The sequence below is a fragment of the Streptomyces sp. SudanB182_2057 genome, assembly GCF_964272715.1.
Classification (GTDB): domain Bacteria; phylum Actinomycetota; class Actinomycetes; order Streptomycetales; family Streptomycetaceae; genus Streptomyces; species Streptomyces rubradiris.
Genome location: NZ_OZ186798.1, coordinates 7,254,679 through 7,270,760, shown reverse-complemented (window position 1 = coordinate 7,270,760; position 16,082 = coordinate 7,254,679). Strand labels below are relative to the sequence as shown.

The window sequence follows — 16,082 nt, the reverse complement described above, 5'->3', positions numbered from 1 at the left end:
CGGCCGGAGCCTTTCGAGGTCGGGCCTCGGCACGGTCTGGTGACGAGGGTTCCGGTAACCGTTCGGGTCCACGCCTGCCCCTTTGGTCGGCTGCTGCGGTCGTCGGGCTACTCGCGCTGCGTCCCCACCCGCAGCTCGCGGAAGGGCACGTCGCGGTCGGCCTCCGGCTCCCGGGGCAGGCCGAGCACGCGCTCCCCGATGAGGTTGCGCTGGATCTCGTCGGTGCCGCCCGCGATGGACAGCGACTGCACCGACAAGGCCATCTGCTGGAACGCGCCTTCGTCCGTGGTCTCCGGACCGGTCAGCATGCCCTCGGCGCCCAGCAGGGACAGGGCGGTGTCGCGGGCCTGCCGTCCGGTGGCGGAACCGACGAGCTTGCCCAGGGACGCCTCGGGCCCGGGGCGGCGCGCGGCGCGGGCCCGCTGGTTGCGCATGCGGTTGGTCCGCGCCGTCACGTACAGGGCCGCGAGCCGCTGGCGGACGACGGGGTCCTCGGACCGGCCGAGTTCACGGGCGAGGGCGATCAGCGCCTCCGGGGTGCGCACGCCCCGGCGCACCCCGGCGGCCCGTTCCGCCCGGCGGTGTTCCTCGGCGAGTTCCGCGATGGGGCGGTGGAGCATCCCGGCCCGCCGGCCGGGCCGGGCGATGCGCGCGGGCCTCAGGACGCCCCCGCCGCCCACTTCCTCGCGTTCGTAGGCCAGGCTGGCCACGGCCAGCGGCCAGCCCTGGCCGACGGCGCCGATGACGTGCCCGGCGGGCACCACCACATCGGTGAGGAAGACCTCGTTGAAGGTGGCGCGGCCGTTCATCTGCCGGATCGGCCGGACGTCGACGCCGGGCTGGTCCAGGTCGACGACGAACAGGCTGATGCCCTTGCGTTTGGGGACGGAGGAGTCCGTGCGGGCCAGGGCCAGTCCCCGGTCGGCGTCCTCGGCCTCCCGGGACCACACCTTCTGGCCGTTCAGGATCCAGCGGTCCCCGTCGCGGTGGGCCCGCAGTTGCAGGCTCGCCAGGTCCGACCCGGCGCCGGGCTCGCTGAACAGCTGGCACCAGGACTCCGTACCGGCGGCCAGCGCGGGGACCCAGCGGCGCTGCTGCCCGGGCGTGCCGTGTTCCAGCAGGACCGGGCCGCCCACCATCTGTCCGACACCACCGGGCGGGCCGATCGCGCCGGCTTTTCCGATCTCCTCGGTTATCACCCGGGCCGCCGTGCGGTCCAGGCCGCGGCCGCCCATTCCGGCGGGCCAGGCGGGAAAGGCGTATCCGGCCTCGGCGAGCGATCTCCACCAGTCGCCGACCGGAAGTTCCTCGCTCCAGTTCTCCCGGAGCCAGTCCCGTATCTCCTGCCGTAGCTCCGCCGGCCGGCCGGATTCCCGATTACCTGCCACCTGCCGGACACCTCCGAGGACTCGGTCGCCCTGTCCGTCATCTGTCGCACCACGGAATCCGCATGATCGATGTGGGGAATCCGGGCCCGCGGACGGCAGGACCCTCGTGCACGTGTATCGGGTGTGCGAAACGGTGGAACCCGGGCCGGTGCTGAAAGAGGATCACTGGTTGCCCGGTACAGCCAGTCTAGGGTCGGGCCGGGCCCAGGCCGATACGGAATCCAATTGATCGTCTTTTTTGGCTCATATCGTTCAGTGGCGTGCCGTCCCGTCGGCGCGGGGCCTTTTCCGTCCGGACGGGCGGAGTGTGTTTCCGGCCGGTGCCGGGCTCATACGGCCGCGCGCCGCACCGAGGCGCGCAGCAGGAGCGTCCCGGGGAGGCAGACGGCGAGCACGGTGGGTGCGACGGCCCACCAGCCGTCGGCCGCCAGCACCGCGAAGCTGACCAGGGGCGGGCCGAGCAGCGAGCCGAGGCTGCCGACCTGGGCCAGGAGCCCGTTGGCGAGGTCGATGTCGGCGGTGTCCGCGACGACGGCGGGGATCATCGCGAACGCGGCGGCGACGACGAGTTCGTTGGCCAGTGCCACGAGGACCGCGCCGGCGGCGGCGAGGCCGGTGCCGCCCCAGTGCAGGAAGGCGACGGCCGTGCCGAGGGGCATCAGCAGCGCGCCGGTGAACAGCCGGCGCACCGGCACCCCGCGCCGCAGCAGCCAGCCGCTGAGGAAGCCGCCGACGGTGCCGGTCAGCGAGACGGCCCCGGTGAGGGTGCCCGCCACGGACGTGGGCACGTGGAGGACTTCATGCAGATAGGTGGGGAGCAGGGACACCACCGCGACGATGGTGCCGCTGGCGGTGGCGAAGCCCAGGGACAGCAGGAAGGGCCGCGACAGGCGGCGCACCGCGCGCCGGTCGAGGGACGGCACGGCCGGGGCCGGCTCCCCGGCGGCCGCGGTCCGCCCGCCGCGCGCGAGGACGGCGGCGGCCCCGGCGGCGAGCAGGGCGCACGCCTGGACGACCAGCCAGGTGCGCCAGCCGAGGAACGCCGACAGCACCCCGCCGAGGAACAGCCCCAGCGCCAGGCCCACCGGGAAGTACGTGCCCCACACGGCGAGCGCGGTCATCCGCCGGGGCCCGCCGCCCATGGCGATGATGAGCGCCGGGGCGGCCACGACGACGGCGACGTACCCGACCCCTTCCACCAGGCGCGCGCCCAGCAGCGGCCAGAAGTCACCGGCCCGCGCCTCCAGCAGCCCCGCCGCCGCCATGACGACGCAGCCGGCCGGCAGGGCCCTGCGGGGCGCCGTGCGGGCGACGAGATAGCCGACCGGCAGCCCGACCACGGCGGCGACCGCCGTGATGGAGGAGGTGACCAGCGAGACCTGGTCGAGGGAGAGGGTCAGCGCGGCGCGCAGGTCCACCGCGATCGGGGCGATCTTGCCGAGCCCGGTGGCCGCCAGCATCCCGCAGCCGTAGAGCAGCGCGAACCGCGCCCAGTACGCCGAGGAACCCGGGGTTCCGGCGGCCTCCGGCTGCCCGGTCCGGACAGCGTCGTCTGCGTCGCTCTTCACGGGCCGGTCACCTGATGCGTCGGGGATACACGGAACCCGGAGCCTATCCGGGGCACTGCCGGGCGGCAAGGCGCCATACGAGTGGCCGCCGGGCAGCGAGTTGACATACTGTCAGGCGTCCCGGGATTTTCCCTGACCGTAAAGATCCGGACAACGGTCATCGGAATTCGCCGTCCCGCCGCGCGGGCGCGGTCGTGCGCCCGCGGACCGGCGGCGGAAATACGGCCGTCGCCGCCGCATTCCGGTCGGCTCCGCGAAATGCCCGGCCGACGGGCGGGGTTGACGGCTGCCGTGAGGGCCCGGTTTCCTGGAACGCGGACACGACCGGGGCCCGCGGAACGTCCTGGTGATACCGCTCGGTGAAACCTGGTGAAACCGCTCGGCGAAAAGGGGCGGGACGGCTCCGCTGCCGTCATTTCGAACTCCCGCACAGCTCACGCGAAAGACGCCGCGCGACCGGCGTCGGTATTTCTTCCGGAGAGGCGGCCATGGTCGGCGAGCCCGCGCGTCTGCGTCTGAAGTACGGCCTCAATCCCCAGCAGCGCGACGCGGTGGCCCAGCCCACCGACGGCGGTCCCCTGCCCTTGTCCGTCCTGTGCGGCACGCCCTCCGTCGTGAACCTGCTGGACGCCTTGCAGGGCTGGCAGCTGGTACGGGAGGCGAGCCGGGCGCTGGGCCTGCCCGCGGCGGCGTCCATGAAGCACGTCTCCCCCGCCGGTGCGGCCGTCGCCGGCGAGGTCGACCCGGTCGCCCGGGCCACCTTCCGGCTGGGCGACGCCGAGGTGTCGGGCCCGGCGTCGGCCTACGCCCGGGCCCGGGACTGCGACCCGCGCTCCTCCTACGGCGACCTGGTGGCCCTGTCGCATCCCGTCGACCGGGACACCGCGGCGCTCCTGGCCCGGGTCGTCTCGGACGGCGTCATCGCACCGGACTTCGAGCCGGGCGTGCTGGAGGTGCTGGCACGGAAGAAGCGCGGCGCCTTCCTCGTGCTGCGCGTCGACCCCGCCTACGAGCCACCCGACCGGCAGGTCAGGGACGTGTTCGGGGTCCGGATCACGCAGGGCGCCGACCCGCTCGTGATCGACCCCGGCACGCTGGCCGAGGGCACCGCGGGCGGCACCCCACCGACCCGGCAGCAGGTGCGGGACGCCGTGCTCGGGCTGATCACCGTGCGGTACACCCAGTCCAACTCGGTGGCGTACGTCCACGGCGGGCGCACGATCGGCATCGGGGCGGGCCAGCAGTCACGGGTGGACTGTGTGCGGCTGGCCGGGGAGAAGGCCGACCGCTGGCGGCTGCGGCGGCACCCGCTGCCGGCCGGGGCCCGGTTCCCCGGCTCGATGACGGTCCAGGACCGCGTGAACAGCGTGATGCGGCTGATCGAGGGGGAGCCCGGCTCCTGGCCCGGCGCGGATCAAGCGGATCAAGCAGATCAAGCGGACCGTCAGGTCGCCGGTCCGCCCGCCGAGCCGCTGGGTCCCGCCGAGCGGAGCGCCTGGCTGGCCGGGCACACACCCTGCACCCTCGTCTCCGACGCCTACCTGCCCTTCCGGGACAACGTGGACGTCGCGGCGGCGCACGGGGTGCGCTGCATCGTCGAGGGCGGCGGGTCGGCGCGCGGCCAGGAGGTCGCGGCGGCCTGCGAGGAGCACTCCATCACCCTGGTCCGGACCGGACTGAGGCTGTTCTGCCACTGAACCGCGGAGGCCCTGTGGAAGCGGAGGCACCGGACGGCACACGGCTCGCCGCGGCGGCGGACCACCCCGTGGCGCCCGGATTCGACGACATCACTATCGAGGCGCTGCTGGCGCGCCGGACGCTCAAGTGGGGCCGGCACGGCGGGGAGGTGCTGGGCGCCTGGGTCGCGGAGATGGACTTCCCCGTGGCCCCCGCCGTGCGCGAGGCCGTGCACGAGGCGATGGAGCGCGGCGAGACCGGCTATCCGCTGCGTGACATCCGCACCGGGCTGCCGTCCGCCTGCGCCGACTGGCTGGCCCGGACCAGCGGCTGGACGGTGCCGGCCGAGCGGATCTTCCTGATCCCCGACGTGCTGACGGGGGTCGGCCTCGGCATCAGCGCGTACAGCCGTCCGGACAGCACCGTGGTCGTCCCCACCCCCGCCTATCCGCCGTTCCTGGAGGTCGTGTCGGCGCTGGGCCGGCGTGCCGTCGAGGTGCCCCTCGTCCCGGACGGCGCACGGCGCGTCCTGGACCTCGACGCCATCGGCGCCGCGCTGGCCGGCGGCGCGGGAACCGTGCTGCTGTGCAATCCGCACAACCCGCTGGGCAGGGTGTTCACCCGGCCCGAACTCCGCGCGCTCGGCCGCTGCGTGGCCGCGCACGGCGCGCGGGTCGTCGCCGACGAGATCCACGCCCCGCTCACCTACCCCGGGCACCCCCACATCCCGTACGCCTCCGTCTCGCCGGAGGCCGCCGACCACACCCTGACCCTGGTGTCCGCCGCCAAGGGCTGGAACATAGCCGGGCTGAAGTGCGCGCAGGCCGTGCTGACCAGCGACCGCGACGTCCGGCGGTGGCGGGCCCTGCCGTTCCACTCCCGGCACGGGGCCAGCACCCTGGGCATCGCGGCGAACATCGCCGCCTACCGCGCGGGCGACCCCTGGCGCCGGGAGGCGGTGCGCTATCTGGACGGCAACCGTCGCTTCCTGGCACGGGTGCTGGGCGAACGGCTCCCGCAGGCGCGCTACTCGATGCCGGAGGCGACCTATCTGGCGTGGCTGGACTGCTCCTTCACCGGCCTGGACGACCCGGCCGGCTTCCTGCTGCGCGAGGCCCGCGTCTGCCTGAGCGACGGGGCGTTCTTCGGTGCGGCCGGCCGGGGGTTCGTACGCCTGAACTTCGCCACGTCGCGCCGGATCCTCGAACGCCTCACCGCCGCCGTGGTCGAGGCGCTGGCGCCATGACGCCCCCGGCCGAGGAACGGGACGTGCCGGTGGCGGGCCCGACCGCGCCGGGCGTCGGTGTCGCCCTCACGGTGAACGCGGTACCGGCCCGGTGCGTCGTGGATCCGCGCGAGTCGCTGCTGGACGTGCTGCGCGACCGGCTCGGTCTGACCGGGGCCAAGAGGGGCTGTGACCACGGGCAGTGCGGCGCCTGCACGGTTCTCCTCGACGGCCGGCGGATCCTTCCCTGCCTGATGCCGGCGGTACAGGCCCGGGGCGCCGAGGTGACCACGATCGAGGGCCTGGCGGCACCCGACGGCACCCCGCACGCGGTGCAGCGGGCGTTCCTCGACCAGGACGCCCTCCAGTGCGGCTACTGCACGCCGGGGCAGATCATGTCGGCGGTCGCCTGCCTGGCCGAGGGGCACGCCGGTGACGACGAGGAGATCCGGGAGTACATGAGCGGCAATCTGTGCAGGTGCGGGGCCTACCCGCAGATCGTGGCCGCGGTCCGCCAGGCGGCCGGTCCGGCCGCCGCCCGCCCCGGGGGACGGCCGGATGCGTGAGTTCGCGTACACGGCCCCCGCCACCCTCGCGGACGCCGTCGAGGCACTGGCCCGGGGCGGCCCCGGGACGCGGGTCCTGGCCGGCGGCACCACCCTGTACGACCTGATGAGGCTGGGCGTCGAGACGCCCCGCGCGCTGGTCGACATCCGCCGGCTGCCGGAGCTGGCGGGGTTCGACACCTCGGGCCCGGAGGAGCTGGTGTTCGGCGCCGGGGCCCGGATGGCCGACGTGGCGGCGGACCCGGTGCTGCTGCGGGACTACCCGGCCCTGGCCGAGTCCCTGGCCAAGGCGGCCTCCCCGCAGCTGCGCAACATGGCGACCGTCGGCGGCAACCTGCTGCAACGCACCCGCTGCCCGTACTTCCGCGCCGGCCCGCCGTACCCGTGCCACAAACGCGCGCCGGGCAGCGGATGCGCCGCCCGGCGCGGACCGGACCGGGACCAGGCGGTCCTGGGCACGAGCGCGTCCTGCACCGCCGCCTACCCCGGTGACTGGGCGGTCGCGCTGCTCGCCTTCGACGCCCGGCTGGACCTGGTGGGCCCCGCCGGGGCACGGACCATCGCGCTGGCCGCCCTGCACCGGGCACCGGCGGACACTCCCCAGTACGAGCACACGCTGGCGGACGGCGAACTGATCGTCCGGATCCGCGTCCCCGTCACCGCGGCCGGGCGCGGCTCGGTCTATCACAAGGCCGGGGACCGCGAGTCGTTCGCCTTCGCGCTCGCCTCCGCCGCGGTCGCCGTGGAGCTGGACCGTCACGGCACCGTCGTGGACTGCCGGATCGCGCTCGGCGGACTCGCCACGCGGCCCTGGCGGGTACCGGCCGCCGAACGCGCGCTGCTCGGCGGCGCCCTGACCGGTGAGGCGGCCCGGCGCGCGGGCGAGATCGCGCTGACCGGGGCACGCCCCGGTGCGGACAACGGCTTCAAGACGGCCCTGGGCGCCCGCACCGTCGCCGAGGCCCTGCGCGTCGCCCACGAACGGTGGCCCCGGTGACCGACCACCCCGCCCACCCGAAGGACCCGGTGACCGACCGCGACCCCCGACCGGCGGACCCGGCGACCGACCGCTGCCCGCGACCGACGGAGCCGGTGGAGCCGGCGAGCCCGGTGGCCGACCCCCATCCGCGACCGGCGGACCCGGTGACCGGCCCGTCGGTGGTCGCGGGGCGCGTCGACGCGTACGACAAGGTGACCGGGCGGACCCGTTACACCGGCGACCTCACCCGGCCCGGCCTGCTGCACGCCGCGCTGTCCACCGCGACGGCCGGCCGGGGCCGGGTCGTCGAGATCGACACCCGGGCCGCCCGCGCCGTGCCCGGCGTACGGCTGGTGCTGACCCGGCTGGACGGCGGGGCGGTGCGCCCTCCCGGCCACCCGGCCGCCGGCTCCGGGTACGGCTTCCAGAGCCTCCAGCCCCTCCTGGACGACCGGGTGGCCTACCGCGGCCAGCCCCTCGCCCTCGTGGTGGCGGACACCCCGGTCGCCGCCGAGGAGGCCGCCGGACTGGTCCGCGCCGTGTACGCGGCACAGCCCGTGGCGGTCACCCTCGACGCCGTGGGCGCGGAGACGGTGGCACAGGCCGAGGTGCTTCCGGAGCCCCGGTTCGCGGACGTCTCGACGGGGGACGCGGAGGAGGTCTTCGCCCGCAGCCCGGTCCGGGTCGACGCGGTGTTCGACTTCGCGCCGCAGCACCACGTGCCGATGGAGTTGCCGGCCACCGTGGTCGAGTGGCACGGCGACCGCCTGGTGGTGCACGAGAGCACCCAGAACACCGGCGCCGTACGGCACGGTCTGGCCCGTCAACTGGGCATCGAGCCGTCCCGGATCGACGTCGTCTCCCACCAGGTGGGGGGAAGTTTCGGCCAGAAGACCTGGCTCCAGTCGCACCTGGCGCCGCTGGCGGTGGCCGCCCGCCGCCTGGGCCGGCCGGTGCGGTTCGTCATGCCCCGGTCGCAGACGTTCCACGCGACCACCTTCCGCCCGGCGAGCCGGCACCGGCTCAAGGTGGGCGCCGACCGCTCGGGGCGGCTGACGGCCGTGGTCCACGAGGCCCGCCAGCAGACCTCCCGGCACGACCTGTTCCCCGCGGACTTCCTCACGGTCACCTCGCGCCTGTACGGGGTCCGGCACTTCCACGGGGCGCAGTGGCTGACGCGGACGGACGTGCAGACACCCGGGTTCATGCGCGCCCCCTTCGAGCATGTCGCGGTGTTCGCGCTGGAGACGGCCGTGGACGAGGTCGCCCACGCCACCGGCCGCGACCCGGTGGAACTGCGCCTGGCGAACGACACGGCGACGGATCCCGTGACGGGGCTGCCCTTCTCCTCCCGTCATCTCGCCGAGTGCCTGCGGCGCGGCGCGGCGCGGTTCGGCTGGGCGGCCCGCTCCCTGCGGCCGGGGTCGACGCGGGCCGCCGACGGGTCCCTCGTCGGCTGGGGGGTCGCCGCCGGCGCGTACCGGGCCTCGATGACACCGGCCGTCGCCCGTCTGACGGCGCACGCGAGCGGTCATCTCACGGTCGACGTCACGGGCCACGAGATGGGGCAGGGGCTGCGCACGGCGGTGACCCGCGCCGTGGCCGCCGACCTGGGCCTGCCGGCGGACCGGGTACGGACCGTGCTCGGCGACACCCGCGGGGTCCCGCAGCACCTGACCGCCGGTTCCTGGGGCACCGCCTCCGCGCTGACGGCGGTGCACGCCGCCCTGCGCGCCCTGCGCGCCCGCCTCGGGGTGCCGGACCAGGGGCCGTTGGACCTGACGGCGGCGGTCGCGGCGACGGGCCGCCCGGCGGTGGAGGCCGAGGCGTTCACCCGGGGGCCGGGGCAGTCGGCGGAGGCCGGCGACCGGCTGCGCGCCGGGGCGTCGGCGCCGGCCGGACCGGGGTATCCGGAGTTCTCGGCCTTCAGCTTCGCCGCCCACTTCGCCGAGGTCCGGGTGACCGAGGGCACCGGGCGGATCCGGGTGCCCCGGGTGGTGAGCGTCGTGGACTGCGGCCGGGTGGCCAGTCCGGTGACCGCGGCGGGGCAGGTGCGCGGGGGCGTGGTGTGGGGGGTCGGCGCGGCGCTGCGGGAGGGCAACGAGCCGGACCCCGTCTTCGGCGGCTTCGTCCACACCGATCTCGCCGAGTACCTCGTCCCGGTCAACGCCGACATCGGCCGTGTCGACGTCGAGTTCGTCGACGAGCCCGACTTCCGGCTGAACGCGCCGGGCGTCAAGGGGCTGGGCGAGGTCGCCTTCGTCGGCGTGGCCGCGGCCATCGGCAACGCGGTCCACCACGCCACGGGTCGGCGCCTGCGGAGGCTGCCGATACGCCGGGAAGACCTGCTGTGAGCCGTGTCGCGGCCCGAACGAACCGTGCCGCCACCCGAACGGGTGAGGCGGGCCGGCCCCGCGGCCCCTCCATCGGGTCCTCCCCCGGCATTCTCCGGACGCTCGGTGATCGTACGTCTACGTTACGCACATGCCGCGCTGTGTGCCGCGGCCGCATAAGGAGGAACCCTTTGACATCGGTCTGCGACCCCAAGTACGCCCCCGCCGGTGACGTGAGCGGAGCGCTCATGGTGATCGACTCCCGGCTCAAGTCCATCTACGACGGCGGGACCGAGATCGACCCCGAACAGCGGCAGTTGATCGAGCAGTTCACCGCGTCCCTGGGCCCGAAGGGGGCGCACGACCTGCTGGACGGCGCCTGCACGATCATCTACATGTTCATGACCTGGCTGCGGATGGCGTACGAGGACCACGACAAGGACGTCATGGAGTACGTGGTGCCGAGCCTGGTGGCCTCGATGCGCATGATGCCCAAGAGCATCCGCCCGGAGGCCATCCCCACCATGGCCGGCCTGGTCGTCTCGGCGGGCATGGGTCTGAGCCCCAGCCTGTGGCGCAAGCAGTACGGCAAGTGGACGAAGGAGGAGATGAACCCCCTGGAGGCCACCGCGTTCCTGCTCGCCGAGCACATCAACCGCCTCACCGACGACCGCGAGTTCGCCACCCGCCTCATCAGCAACGCGCTGTCCACCGCGGAAGGCGCCTGAGACATCCGGGCATCGTCACCGGTCGGGCGAGGCGCGTTCAAAAAGGGACGTTTGTGCGAGCGCAGACGGTACACACGATGAGCTAACAAGCTTTACCCGACGAACGAAACGGAGGCCACTATGGGCATCCTCGCGTGGATCATCCTGGGCCTGCTCGCCGGCGCCATCGCCAAGGCTCTCATGCCGGGCAAGGACCCCGGCGGCATCATCGTCACCATGCTCATCGGTGTGGCCGGCGGTCTGCTCGGTGGCTGGCTCGGGAAGGTGGTGTTCGGCGTCGACTCCGTCGACGGGTTCTTCGAGCTCTCCACCTGGATCGCCGCCATCGTCGGCTCCCTCATCCTGCTCGCCCTCTACCGCCTCTTCACCGGCAGCCGGCACTCCCACTCGCACCGTCACGCCTGACCCGCCGGTGCCGGCCGCGGGCCGGACCGGGACGCGCCGGCCGCGTCACGGCCCGGCGCAGGCCGGCCGCCCGTCGGCTGCCGGAAGGCCCAGCCGACCGGCCACGGTCGATAGAGACGTTCCCAGAGGGAGCCCGACCCGGGTGACCGCGTGCCGGTCGCCACGGGTCGGGTCCCTGTTCACGATCAGTACCGGCTTCCCCTCCTGGGCCGCCTGGCGGACGAACCGGAGCCCGGACATCACCGTCAGCGAGGAGCCCAGGACCAGCACCGAGGCCGCCTCACGGACCAGCTCGCGGCAGTGCTCGACCCGCCCCGGCGGCACCGCTTCGCCGAAGAACACCACGTCCGGCTTGAGGACGCCGCCGCAGAGCGCGCAGGGCAGCACCCGGAAGTCCCCGACCTGTTCGTCGGTGAGATCGGCGTCGCCGTCCGGGTTGATGCCGGCGGCCACCGGTGCGAAGCCCGCGTTGGCCTCTTCCAGCCGCCGGGCGAGCTCCCGGCGCGCGCTGCGGGCGCCGCAGGACAGACAAACGACCCGGTCCAGACTGCCGTGGAGTTCCACCACGTCCTCGCTGCCGGCGGCCTGGTGCAGGCCGTCGACGTTCTGGGTGATCACCCCCGAGAGCAGACCGTGCCGCCCGAACGCGGCCACGGCCCGGTGCCCGGCGTTCGGCCGGGCGCGCCCGAAGGTCCGCCACCCGAGGTGACTGCGCGCCCAGTACCGGCGCCGGGCCCGCGCGCTCGCGGTGAATTCCTGGTAGGTCATCGGGGTGTGCCGGCTCAGGCTGCCGCCCTCGCCCCGGTAGTCGGGGATGCCCGACTCCGTGGAGATGCCCGCGCCGCTGAGCACCAGCACACCGCCGGAGCTCAGCGCCTCCACGACCGGTTCCAGGTCCGTGCCGCCCGGCAGCGGGTCCTCGGGCGTCCAGTTCAGAGTGGGGCGCATACGCATACGGCCAGCGTACGGAACGGCGCCGCCCTGGTTCCGGCCGCCGGGTGCCGCCGGGCGCCGGGTCACGGCGCCTGCTGGGAGGCCGCGGCGTCGGGACGCAGATCGGCGAGGGTCAGCGGATGCGCCGGGGGCTCCGGCAGGATCACCTCGCGGGCGGTGTGCGGGCCGGTTCCGGCGTGCAGCAGCTCGCCCGGTTCCATCAGCCGCCAGCCGGGGTGGTCGTCCATGCGTTCGCTGGCGATGATCACGGCCGGGTGATCGGCCAGGGTCCCGGAGCGGACGCGCATACGGCCGTGGCTGCCGCTGTGGTCCAGGTGCCGGGCGCCGTGCTGTCCGCCCGCCGGGCGCTCCAGGACGTACAGCTCGTGGGTACCGGGGTAGCGCAGGGCCCACAGACCGCCGGGGGTGACGAGGACGAGGTTGAGCGCGTAGACGGGCAGATGCCGGGCGATCCACCGGGCGGCGTGCCGGATGCCGGCGTCGAGGTCGCCGCCGTTGTCCCTGGTCTCCCGGGTGATCAGGGCGAAGAAGCGCTCGGAGTCCGTGTCGCCCCCGACCAGTGAGCGGTCCTCGCCCAGGTGGTCGTCGAGCCGGTCGAGCCCCTCGATGACCCCGTTGTGCGCGAACAGCCGTCCGTCCTGGGCGAACGGGTGGGTGTTGCGGGCGTCCAGGCCGCCGGTGGAGGCGTAGCGCACGTGGGCGACGAAGGTGGCCGACTCCACCCGGCGGGCCTCCTCGGCGAAGGCCCGGTCCTCGTAGGCGGCGATCGGCGCCTTGTCGACGTGTGGGGTGCCGTCCGCCGCGAAGTAGCCGAGGCCGGTTCCGTCGGGGTCGTGGCGGCTCTGCCGGCTGAGGCTGTCGGGGGCGTCCAGCAGCCAGAACGTGGCGTGGGTGCGTCGTGGCGCACTGCTGAGGCCGAACAGGCGGCACATGGTCGTCCTCCTCGCTCGCCGGACCCCCGTCCGCGCGCGCCGACGGGGGGTCCGGCGGTGGTGCGTGGTCAGTGGCGGCCCGGGCGCCGCGGGTTCTTGGTCTCCGCGCCGTGCGCGAAGCCGCCCGCGTCGTCGGCGTCGCGGTGCGGCTCGCGCTGCTCGCGCAGGCGGGGCAGGGCGCGGCGCAGGTCCTCCAGGAGCAGGTCGGCCAGGTCGTGGCTGAAGCCGTTGCGGACCACGACGCGCAGGACGGCCAGGTCGGTGCGGTGCTCGGGGAAGGTGTAGGCGGGCACCAGCCAGCCGCGTTCGCGCAGCGCGGCGGAGACGTCGAAGACGCTGAAGGTGTCGGTTCCGTCACGCACGCGGAAGGCGAAGACGGGGAGTTCGCCGCCGTCGGTGATCAGCTCGAACGGGCCCAGCGCGGCGATCTCGGCGGCCAGCCGGGTGGCGACGTCGCGGCAGGTCCGCTGGACCCGCCGGTAGCCGTCGAAGCCGAGGCGCAGGAAGTTGTAGTACTGGGCGACGACCTGGGCGCCGGGCCGGGAGAAGTTGAGCGCGAAGGTCGGCATGTCGCCGCCGAGGTAGTTGACGTGGAAGACGAGGTCGTCGGGGAGGGCGTCCCTGTCGCGCCACAGCGCCCAGCCGACGCCGGGCATCACCAGGCCGTACTTGTGGCCGGAGGTGTTGATGGAGGCGACCCGGGGCAGCCGGAAGTCCCAGGTGAGGTCCGGGTCGAGGAAGGGCGCGATCATCCCTCCGGACGCGCCGTCGACGTGGACGGGGATGTCGAGTCCGGTACGGCCTTCCAGGTCGTCCAGGGCCGCGGCGATGCCGGAGACGGGTTCGTAGCTGCCGTCGAAGGTGGAGCCGAGCACGGCGACGACACCGATGGTGTTCTCGTCGCACAGCTCGACCGCCCGGTCCGGCGTGAGGTGGTAGCGGTCGCCCTCCATCGGGACGTAGCGCGGTTCGACCTCGAAGTAGTCGGCGAACTTCTCCCAGCAGATCTGCACGTTGATGCCCATCACGAGGTTGGGCCGGCCGGCGGGCCTGCCTTCGGCGCGCCGCTTGTGCTGCCAGCGCCGTTTGAGTGCCAGCCCGCCCAGCATCGCCGCCTCGCTCGAACCGGTGGTGGAGCAGCCCGTCGCACGGCGCGGGTCCTCGGCGTGCCAGAGCCGGGCCAGCATGTGGACGCACCGGTTCTCGAGTTCCGCGGTCTGCGGATACTCGTCCTTGTCGATCATGTTCTTCTCGGCGCACTCCGCCATCAGGAGCCGGGCCTGTGGCTCGGCCCAGGTGGACACGAACGTCGCGAGGTTCTGCCGGGCGTTGCCGTCGAGCATCAGCTCGTCGTGGACCACCTGGTAGGCGGTGTCCGGTTCCATCCCGTGGTCCGGCATCGCGTACCGGGGCACACGGACGGGCTCCCGGCTGAAAATCGGATTGATCTCCAGGTCCCGGCTCTCGCCGCGGTTGTCACGCCGCACCGTCATAAGCGCTCGGTCCTTCCTGCCCCGCCCGGCGGGGCACTGTCCGGGGTTCCCCACCAGAACCCGGCAAACCTGAACAAAGGGGACAGAGCTCAGGGGCCGGTCCCGCCCCGGACTGCGCGGCGTACGATCAACCGGTCCCCGCGCCGCAAGGAGTCTCCGCCCGATGTCCGCCGTCATTCCGCCGCCCCGCCCCGCGACCGGGCTGCTGCACGTGCGGCAGCACACCCGCGCCGAGGACGACGAGCGGCTGCACAGCCTGGTGTGGCGGGCGGGCGCGGGCTGGCGGATGATCAGCAGCGCCGTGCTCGGCGGAGGGATCGGGGAACGCTCCTGGGTGCTCAACGCCCAGGTGTCCCACGGCTACCGGCGCACCGACCCGGAGCGCCACCTCGCCGAGCTGGCCCGCGCCGCGGGCGCCCACGGGCCGGGGGTCGGGCTGATGACCGCCGCCGACGTCCGGGCGTACGGCCGCGCGTCCGACGGCGGTGCGGAAGCGGTCGCCACCGCCGGACTCGGGGTACGCGGCTGGGCCGCCTCCCCCGCCGAGGGCACGGCCGCGGCGGCACGGCCCGGCACGGTCAACATCCTCGTCGCGCTACCGGTGGCGCTGACCGACGCGGCACTGGTCAACGCCGTGGCGACCGCCACCGAGGCCAAGGTGCAGGCGCTGCTGGCGGCCGGCTACGACTGCTCCGGCACCCCCACGGACGCCGTGTGCGTGGCCGCCCGGTCCCCGCGCGCCGACACCGAGGTCCATGCGTTCGCCGGCCCGCGCTCGCTGTGGGGCGCACGGCTGGCCCGCGCCGTCCACGAGGCCGTGGGCACCGCCGCCCGGGCCGGTCTTCCATGACGTCGGGATCCTGAACGCGCGCCCCTGCCGGGCGCATCGGGTCGATCGCCTGGTGCCGGAGACCGACCGGCAGGCCGCTCGTCCGCGTCATGCGGAGGGGCGCCGACGACCCCACCGCGTCCGTCAGACGACCGGGGACCCGAGCCGCGCCCCGAGGGTCCGGGAGATCCCGCGCGCCGCGACCTGGACGAGCGGAGCGAGGGCGTGCGGGTTCACGGCGTCGGCGTGGGCGACGACCGAGACGGCCGCGACGGCGGTACGGTCCGGCCCGCACACGGGGGCGGCGACCGACACGGCGTCCATCGTCACCTGCCGGTCGCTGATGGCGACCCCGGTACGGCGCACCTCGGCGAGAGCGCGGCGCACGTCGTCCGGGGCGCACAGGGTCTTCTCCGTGTGCCGTACGAACGGCTGGGAGAGCACCCGTTCCTGCACCTCCCGGGGCGCATGGGCGAGCAGGACCAGGCCGACGCCGGTCGGCGCGAGGTCGAATCGTCCGCCGACGCGGGTGAGGACCCGGACCGCGTCCCGGCCGGCGAGACGCTCCACGTAGACGACGGACAGCTCCTCGCGGACGGCGAGCTGCACGTTCTCGCGGGTGATGTGCGCGAGGTCGGAGAGGTACGGCAGGGCGGCCTCGCGCAGTCCCAGGCCCCGCGGGGCGAGCGAGGCGATCTCCCACAGCCGCAGCCCGATGCGGTAACCGCCGTCCGCCTCGCGTTCCAGCGCACCCCAGCCGGCCAGTTCCCCCACCAGCCGGTGGGTGGTGGTGAGGGGCAGGCCGGTGTGGCGGGAGATCTCGGCGAGCCGCAGGACGGGCCGGTCGGGGGCGAATGCCTCCAGCACCCGCAGAGCCCTGGCCGTCACCGAACAGCCGTCGGTGGGGGCTCGACGCGGCATGCGGACCTCCTCGTGCGGGTGCGCGCCGCTCCACAGCGGACTCGGGCTCGTCGTCACCGAAAAGCTAGGCAGCCTTTTGACGGC

The 16,082-nt window shown here is 74.3% G+C and carries 14 protein-coding genes; 8 read left to right on the top strand and 6 right to left on the bottom strand.

Annotated features, from left to right (window positions below; translation table 11 throughout):
- Positions 1–107 precede the first annotated feature (107 nt).
- The gene (locus ACSURM_RS32395; protein WP_436959307.1) at positions 108–1,388 is read right to left on the bottom strand and encodes an acyl-CoA dehydrogenase family protein; all 1,281 of its coding nucleotides are present in this window, start codon (positions 1,386–1,388) and stop codon (positions 108–110) included.
- Positions 1,389–1,717: 329 nt separating this feature from the next.
- On the bottom strand, positions 1,718–2,956 hold the full coding sequence (locus ACSURM_RS32390) for an MFS transporter (protein ID WP_436959306.1): 1,239 nt from the start codon (positions 2,954–2,956) through the stop codon (positions 1,718–1,720).
- Between the two features lie 488 nt (positions 2,957–3,444).
- Between ACSURM_RS32390 and ACSURM_RS32385 the strand changes: the two genes are divergently transcribed.
- From ACSURM_RS32385 to ACSURM_RS32355, 7 genes are all read left to right on the top strand, one after another.
- The gene (locus ACSURM_RS32385; protein WP_436959305.1) at positions 3,445–4,653 is read left to right on the top strand and encodes a phosphoribosylaminoimidazolecarboxamide formyltransferase; all 1,209 of its coding nucleotides are present in this window, start codon (positions 3,445–3,447) and stop codon (positions 4,651–4,653) included.
- Positions 4,654–4,667: 14 nt separating this feature from the next.
- Complete coding sequence (locus ACSURM_RS32380) at positions 4,668–5,879, top strand: MalY/PatB family protein (protein ID WP_436959304.1); 1,212 nt, start codon at positions 4,668–4,670, stop codon at positions 5,877–5,879.
- Positions 5,876–6,424: a (2Fe-2S)-binding protein gene (locus ACSURM_RS32375; RefSeq protein WP_436959303.1), complete on the top strand. Its 549-nt coding sequence runs from the start codon at positions 5,876–5,878 to the stop codon at positions 6,422–6,424. Before ACSURM_RS32380 ends, ACSURM_RS32375 begins: the two co-directional genes overlap by 4 nt.
- Positions 6,417–7,421, top strand: coding sequence for an FAD binding domain-containing protein (locus tag ACSURM_RS32370; RefSeq protein ID WP_436959302.1), 1,005 nt, complete (start codon positions 6,417–6,419; stop codon positions 7,419–7,421). The genes ACSURM_RS32375 and ACSURM_RS32370 overlap by 8 nt, the downstream gene beginning before the upstream one ends.
- Complete coding sequence (locus ACSURM_RS32365) at positions 7,418–9,757, top strand: xanthine dehydrogenase family protein molybdopterin-binding subunit (RefSeq protein WP_436959301.1); 2,340 nt, start codon at positions 7,418–7,420, stop codon at positions 9,755–9,757. The genes ACSURM_RS32370 and ACSURM_RS32365 overlap by 4 nt, the downstream gene beginning before the upstream one ends.
- A gap of 170 nt (positions 9,758–9,927) precedes the next feature.
- Complete coding sequence (locus tag ACSURM_RS32360) at positions 9,928–10,464, top strand: hypothetical protein (RefSeq protein ID WP_436959300.1); 537 nt, start codon at positions 9,928–9,930, stop codon at positions 10,462–10,464.
- Positions 10,465–10,584: 120 nt separating this feature from the next.
- Complete coding sequence (locus ACSURM_RS32355; RefSeq protein WP_359048430.1) at positions 10,585–10,869, top strand: GlsB/YeaQ/YmgE family stress response membrane protein; 285 nt, start codon at positions 10,585–10,587, stop codon at positions 10,867–10,869.
- A gap of 45 nt (positions 10,870–10,914) precedes the next feature.
- Here the strand turns inward: ACSURM_RS32355 and ACSURM_RS32350 are convergent, their stop codons facing one another.
- The 3 genes from ACSURM_RS32350 to ACSURM_RS32340 form a co-directional block, all read right to left on the bottom strand.
- A complete protein-coding gene (locus ACSURM_RS32350; RefSeq protein ID WP_436959299.1) occupies positions 10,915–11,823 on the bottom strand; it encodes an NAD-dependent protein deacetylase in 909 nt (302 codons plus the stop codon).
- 62 nt (positions 11,824–11,885) lie between these two features.
- Positions 11,886–12,755: a class II glutamine amidotransferase gene (locus ACSURM_RS32345; RefSeq protein ID WP_436959298.1), complete on the bottom strand. Its 870-nt coding sequence runs from the start codon at positions 12,753–12,755 to the stop codon at positions 11,886–11,888.
- Positions 12,756–12,823: 68 nt separating this feature from the next.
- The gene (locus ACSURM_RS32340) at positions 12,824–14,248 is read right to left on the bottom strand and encodes a glutamate decarboxylase (RefSeq protein ID WP_436959297.1); all 1,425 of its coding nucleotides are present in this window, start codon (positions 14,246–14,248) and stop codon (positions 12,824–12,826) included.
- Between the two features lie 163 nt (positions 14,249–14,411).
- Between ACSURM_RS32340 and ACSURM_RS32335 the strand changes: the two genes are divergently transcribed.
- Entirely contained in the window at positions 14,412–15,098 is a 687-nt protein-coding gene (locus ACSURM_RS32335; RefSeq protein WP_436959296.1) for an adenosylcobinamide amidohydrolase, read from the top strand.
- A gap of 123 nt (positions 15,099–15,221) precedes the next feature.
- On the opposite strand, the gene ACSURM_RS32330 is transcribed toward ACSURM_RS32335, so the two are convergent.
- Positions 15,222–15,998 (bottom strand): IclR family transcriptional regulator, encoded by a 777-nt coding sequence (locus ACSURM_RS32330; protein ID WP_436959295.1) that lies wholly within the window; start codon positions 15,996–15,998, stop codon positions 15,222–15,224.
- Positions 15,999–16,082: the final 84 nt, after the last annotated feature.